This is a genomic window from Flavobacterium frigidarium DSM 17623 (genome assembly GCF_000425505.1).
GTDB lineage: Bacteria > Bacteroidota > Bacteroidia > Flavobacteriales > Flavobacteriaceae > Flavobacterium > Flavobacterium frigidarium.
In genome coordinates, this window is record NZ_AUDO01000030.1 from 1 (window position 1) to 5,511 (window position 5,511).

The following is a 5,511-nucleotide window of genomic DNA, read 5'->3' on the forward strand; positions in this document are numbered from 1 at the left end:
TTCTGGAGGAAGCGCTGTTGATGCATTAAAGGTAGCACCAAGGGTAAGAGTACAAAACGATGCTATTTCCATTATTGGAAAAAGTGAAGTTAGGGTTTTAGTTAATGACAGGCTTATTCAGCTCACTGGAGACGATTTAACTATATTTTTAAAGAGTATAAGAGCTGAAGACATCCAAAGTATTGAAGTAATAACTAATCCTCCTGCTAAATATGAGGTAGAAGGAAATAGTGGTTTACTAAATATTAAATTGAAAAAATCTAAATTAAACAGTTTTAATACTTCAATTCGTTCGTCATATAAACAAGCTACATATTCAACTGCGATAGTAGGTGCCGGATTAATGTATCAAAAAGATAAGATAGCAATACTGTCTGACATAAATTATTCCAAAGGTTCAATAGAATCTACTCTAAAAAATAATATATTTTATCCTGAACAACTTTGGCAAGAAAAAAATATAGGAAGGGACTTTACAAACTCTTTAAATTATAAATTAGGAATTGATTATCGTCTATCAAAAAAAATTTCAATAGGATTATTATATATAGGAAATACCAATAAACCCAATACTAAAGAAAATGACAAAACACAGTTTATAAATAATAGAACAAAACTATTAGACTCGTTAATTGTTACCAAATCAGTAAGTGATAGAGAAAAAACATATAATTCACTTAACACACACTTAACTTATAAAATTGACTCTATAGGTAAAAACCTTTCTATAGATTTAGATATATTTAATTATCGAAATAATAACTCTAGAGAATTCTCATCTAATAATTTTATGAGTAACAATATAATTATTCCAAATTCCTTTTTTTCTGCACAAAATAATGGAAATCAGAATATATCAAATTATTCAATAAATATAGACATGGAGCATCCATTCAAAAAAGGTAGCTTTAATTATGGAAGTAAATTATCTTTTACAAATACAAACAACGATATAATTTTCAATGAGTTAACAACAGGAATGCCAGTATTTGATTCAGCATTAAGCAATTTATTCAAGTATGAAGAAAAAACACAAACGTTTTATTCTTCAATACAAAAAAGATTGAGTGAACAATTAGAAGCAAAATTAGGCATTAGGGTAGAAAATACTCAAACAACAGGAGATTTGGTTACTCTAAACCAAATTAATAAAAATTCATACACTGAATTCTTTCCAACGGCATATTTATCCTATCAACCAAATGAAAATAATTCATTTTCATTGAATTATGGAAGGCGAATAAATAGACCCACATTTAGTTGGTTAAATCCGTTTAGGTGGTACTCTTCAAACTATTCTTTTTCAGAAGGGAATCCAAAATTAAAACCATCATTTACGAATAATATTGAATTTGAATTTACACGTAAGGATAATTGGGTAAATATTCTTTATTTCTCGAAAATTAAAGATGGTTTTGACTATGTTACCATTGTCGACGATGAAAGTAAAATACAAATACTCTCAGCTAAAAATTACATAAAAAGCAGTATCATCGGTTTGTATGAGACAATTAATTTAAAACCATTTAAATGGGTCTCAACAAATTTAGGGTTAAATATTTATTATAGTTACTCTAAGTCGGGTATTCCAATTACAAATCAATCTTTAGATGGCTGGAATTCCGAAAGTTCTTTTTCTTCTGATTTTATTTTACAAAAAGATAAAAAAATACTCCTCAATGTCGCATATGTTTTCACATCAGATGGGGTTTCTGGTTTAGACAGAGCTCTTTCTTCATCACAATTGAATATTGCTCTTAAACTATTTATGTTGAAAAAAGACTTGCAAGTTTCAATTGTGGGTAATGATATTTTAAAAACTAATAAACAAAAATATATAGGTTCATCAAATAACTTTAAAACAAGTTTTGAGAATTATTTTGACGCTAGATACTTTCAATTATCATTGACTTATAATTTTGGAGGGAAAATAAGTGTTGATGAGCGAGAAATAAAAAATAGGGAAGATAAGGAAAGGGCAAAATAAAATTTCTAATGCACTAGTATAAGTAAAGATTAAACTTACTTTTTTGGCATTGCTTTTATTTCTCCGTTATTTTTTTCGTGACGCATAATGTAACTTTCAAAAGCATCGTTTACGATATCTTTGATTAACATACGGTCCCAATAAGCGATCGTTCTCATTTTTTCAAGCAATTCCTCTTGAACTATAAAAGTAGCTCTTGTTTCTACTCCTTTTGCGTCTGCTTGTGGAGCTTGGACAGTTTTTTTACTATTCTCTTTCGGTTCTACAGTTGCTGGAACTGCTTCCGGTTTATTTGTGTCCCCTAATAGCGAACTTAATCCGCCTGAAAAACTTTTCTTTGCCATAATTCTATATTTTAAGTTTACTAAATAACATTTAATTACTTAGTAATATTTACTTACTAGTATTACTAGTGTTACTCTGTTTACTTACGATTTAATATTTCTTCTGATAATGCTAAATAGTCCTCCGCGCCGTTACTCTTCGCGTTGTATCTGAAGATATCCAAACCTTGTGCCGGTGCTTCTGCTAAAGCAATATTATCTCTAATCTTTGTTTTAAAAACTTCGCTTTTAAAATGCTCGTTAATGGTTTCGAACACATCACGATTTAAAACTTTTCTACCATCGTATTGGGTGATAAAAACACCTCCAACTTTCAATCCTTTATTTAATCTACTTTTTATTTTTTCTACTACTTCGACCAACTTGGCCAAACCTTGCATAGCTAAAAACTGCGCTTGTAATGGAATGATAATTTCGTCAGCTGCAGTAAATGAATTTATTGTTAGTAGTCCTAAAGATGGTGGACTATCAATTATGATGAAATCGTAAGTTTCGCGAATTTCATCTATAAGTTCTTTCAAAATATATTCGCGTCCAGGTTCAGAACTTAATTCGATTTCTGCTCCAGATAAATCTAGTGTAGATGGCACGATATCCAATCCTTCCAATATCATTACCGGCTCTAACTTATAGTCACCTTTCAGCGCACCATAAATGGTTCTTTCTTGATTTGTCAAGCCTAAACTCTGCGTTAAGTTGGCTTGTGGATCTAAATCGATTAGCAGCACTTTTTTACCTAGTTTATTTAAACCTGCTCCTATATTAATTGCTGAAGTTGTTTTACCAACTCCACCTTTATGATTGCTTATACTTAATACTTTTCCCATTAGGTCGTTTTATTATTTGTCACAAATATAACTAATATAGTTTACTAAGTAATATTTGTTTACTAGTATTACTAGTATTACTAGTATTACAAAAATTATAATAATTATATGAATATAAGTTATTGAACATTTATTTTTAAGTAAAGGTTTTTTAAATTTAAAAATTACTTTATTTGCGAACATTTTTTTTACTTTTAAATATCTTTTAAAGACAATAAATTAATCCATGTTTAAAAAAATAATTATTGTTGTTCTATTTATCAATATAGGTTTAACGTCTGCTTTTTCTCAAAAAAAAAGCACCTCAATAGACACTCTTAAAATTGAACCTTATGATCCTCTACGTCCTGCTAAAGCCTCATTTTACTCAGCTGTAGTTCCTGGTCTAGATCAAGTCTATAATAAACAATATTGGAAATTACCTTTAGTATACGGCGCAATTGGAACAAGTGTATATCTTTATATAGACAACAACAAAAAATACAATCTTTATAGGGACGAATACAAAAATAGACTTGAAGGATATAAAAGTGATGATGCTTTTATCAACAAATTAACTGACAGTCAAATGATTGCTATCCAAAAGCAATATAGTCGTAATAAAGACCTCTCTGCTTTATTCGCATTAGGCTTCTATGTATTAAATATTATTGATGCAAATGTAAGTGCTGCTTTATCCCAGTTTAATGTAAATGAAGATCTAACATTAAAACCGAATATTGAAATTTTAGACGGTATTGATAAATCAAATTTAGGTTTAAAATGTGTTTATACCTTCTAATTTATAGCATACTTACTTACCCTTCCTATTTCAAAATTAATAAATTAAAATACTTTTTTAATAAGTAATCTGTTATTATCCTAACTAATTATTAATATGTAATAATTGGTTAGGATATAAATATACTTGACCAAATTAATGAAATGGGGACAGTCTAATAAAAAAGAACATCCCTGGACGATTAGTCCAGGGATGTTCTTTTTTATTAGAGCTTATACTTTATAAGTTGATTATTACTTAGAAGGTTCTCTAATAATTACCCATTCGTTTCCAGATGCTTCTTCTAGTAATTGACCTTTAGTATTAAAAATTTTTATACTTAATAAGGCTTTTTCATTTTCACAACTTGCAGTAAAAACATATTCTGCATTATGCCTTAAAGTAACAGTCTCTTTGTGCAGGTTTTTTATATATTTTCCGTTAATACCGTTCCCTTCAATATACATAGGAGAATCAGCACTATTGTTAATAAATTCAACACTTACATCATAATACTCATTGTCATCAGAAGAACATGAATTAAAAAAAATAGACAGTAACAAAATTAAAAGTAATGGTTTTTTCATGTTAAAAAGTTTAAGATGCAAACCTATCTTTATTTTAATAAATAAAGAATTTTTTTATTAAAATAAAAGTTTGTATTAATTTTAAGAATAAAAAACTTATAATTTTAATGTTTATTGTTTATTTAGAGTCTTATTTAACTTACTTTTTCAATTCTTATTTTTAAAAAATAAATTTTTCAGGATCCTGATAATTATTCCAAAAACGTAGTAATTCTACATTAAGGTTATCTAATTTATAAAATAAACTGATCTGTTTTACAACTGAAACTTGAAATACGTTATCGTAATCAGTTTTTTTAAATATTAAATTTTCAGAAGCTATTTTTTGAATTATATCTTCTGTCTTTTCAATAAAATCTCCAATAACTTTTTCTGTCCATTTTTCCTCTAAATAATCAATGTTTTTTGAATAATCTTCTATTGCTGAATCTGTCCAAATTATATTTAACATGCTTATTTAAAATATTTAGGATGTCTTGATTTTATTTTTTCCATTGCTTCTTTGTGTGAAAAAACCTTACCACTTGTAACGTCGTTTAAAGCTTGGTCTATTGCTTCTTTTTGCTCTTGGCTCAAGGTAAAAATGCTTTCTTCTATTTCTTCTATTGGAACAATTGCATATGCCTTTCCCTTTGCACTATGTATTATTAATTTTTCATTTTCAGCTGCTTCTAAATATTTCTTCATGTTTCCACGAAATTCGGTAACGTTTATAGCTATCATAATTTTTATTTTTTCAAATGTACAAAATTATGTACAGATATAAAATGTTAAGCAGCTTAGATTTATTTACCAAATCTGTAATTAAAAATGAGTTCCGAATTTTTACCTCTTTTTTGCAAAAAAAGCAAGAAAAACTTTAGAACAAGATTTAAAAAATCGTAGTGACAAAGTTACATCTTGCATTACCAAAAAGACCTTCCATTTTCACCCCAAAAAACATCAATAATTTGAAGAGCTGAATATACAAATGTATATTTTTTATTGAACCTCATTTATATACATT

Annotated in this window: 7 protein-coding genes; 2 read left to right on the top strand and 5 right to left on the bottom strand. The window is 27.9% G+C overall.

Features of this window, described 5'->3' with window-relative positions; all coding sequences use genetic code 11:
* Positions 1–1,987, top strand: a 1,987-nt coding sequence (locus H603_RS0112615) for an outer membrane beta-barrel family protein (protein ID WP_026708952.1), incomplete at its 5' end; no start/stop codon positions are given.
* A gap of 35 nt (positions 1,988–2,022) precedes the next feature.
* On the opposite strand, the gene H603_RS0112620 is transcribed toward H603_RS0112615, so the two are convergent.
* Positions 2,023–2,331, bottom strand: coding sequence for a hypothetical protein (locus tag H603_RS0112620; RefSeq protein WP_026708953.1), 309 nt, complete (start codon positions 2,329–2,331; stop codon positions 2,023–2,025).
* A gap of 80 nt (positions 2,332–2,411) precedes the next feature.
* Positions 2,412–3,158, bottom strand: coding sequence for a ParA family protein (locus H603_RS0112625; RefSeq protein WP_026708954.1), 747 nt, complete (start codon positions 3,156–3,158; stop codon positions 2,412–2,414).
* Positions 3,159–3,384: 226 nt separating this feature from the next.
* On the opposite strand from H603_RS0112625, the gene H603_RS0112630 reads away from it, so the two are divergent.
* On the top strand, positions 3,385–3,939 hold the full coding sequence (locus H603_RS0112630; RefSeq protein ID WP_026708955.1) for a DUF5683 domain-containing protein: 555 nt from the start codon (positions 3,385–3,387) through the stop codon (positions 3,937–3,939).
* Positions 3,940–4,172: 233 nt separating this feature from the next.
* On the opposite strand, the gene H603_RS0112635 is transcribed toward H603_RS0112630, so the two are convergent.
* The 3 genes from H603_RS0112635 to H603_RS16815 form a co-directional block, all read right to left on the bottom strand.
* Complete coding sequence (locus tag H603_RS0112635; protein WP_026708956.1) at positions 4,173–4,505, bottom strand: hypothetical protein; 333 nt, start codon at positions 4,503–4,505, stop codon at positions 4,173–4,175.
* A 160-nt stretch (positions 4,506–4,665) separates the two neighbouring features.
* Entirely contained in the window at positions 4,666–4,956 is a 291-nt protein-coding gene (locus tag H603_RS0112640) for a type II toxin-antitoxin system RelE/ParE family toxin (RefSeq protein ID WP_026708957.1), read from the bottom strand.
* Positions 4,957–4,958: 2 nt separating this feature from the next.
* Positions 4,959–5,228, bottom strand: a complete 270-nt coding sequence (locus H603_RS16815; protein WP_035676028.1) for a type II toxin-antitoxin system Phd/YefM family antitoxin — start codon at positions 5,226–5,228, stop codon at positions 4,959–4,961.
* Positions 5,229–5,511: the final 283 nt, after the last annotated feature.

What these genes read in the sequence shown, in the direction of transcription:
- H603_RS0112620 (WP_026708953.1), bottom strand. Translation starts at nt 2,331, where the DNA reads ATGGCAAAGAAAAGTTTTTCAGGCGGATTAAGTTCGCTATTAGGGGAC.
- H603_RS16815 (WP_035676028.1), bottom strand. Translation starts at nt 5,228, where the DNA reads ATGATAGCTATAAACGTTACCGAATTTCGTGGAAACATGAAGAAATAT.
- H603_RS0112625 (WP_026708954.1), bottom strand. Translation starts at nt 3,158, where the DNA reads ATGGGAAAAGTATTAAGTATAAGCAATCATAAAGGTGGAGTTGGTAAA.
- H603_RS0112630 (WP_026708955.1), top strand. Translation starts at nt 3,385, where the DNA reads ATGTTTAAAAAAATAATTATTGTTGTTCTATTTATCAATATAGGTTTA.
- H603_RS0112640 (WP_026708957.1), bottom strand. Translation starts at nt 4,956, where the DNA reads ATGTTAAATATAATTTGGACAGATTCAGCAATAGAAGATTATTCAAAA.
- H603_RS0112635 (WP_026708956.1), bottom strand. Translation starts at nt 4,505, where the DNA reads ATGAAAAAACCATTACTTTTAATTTTGTTACTGTCTATTTTTTTTAAT.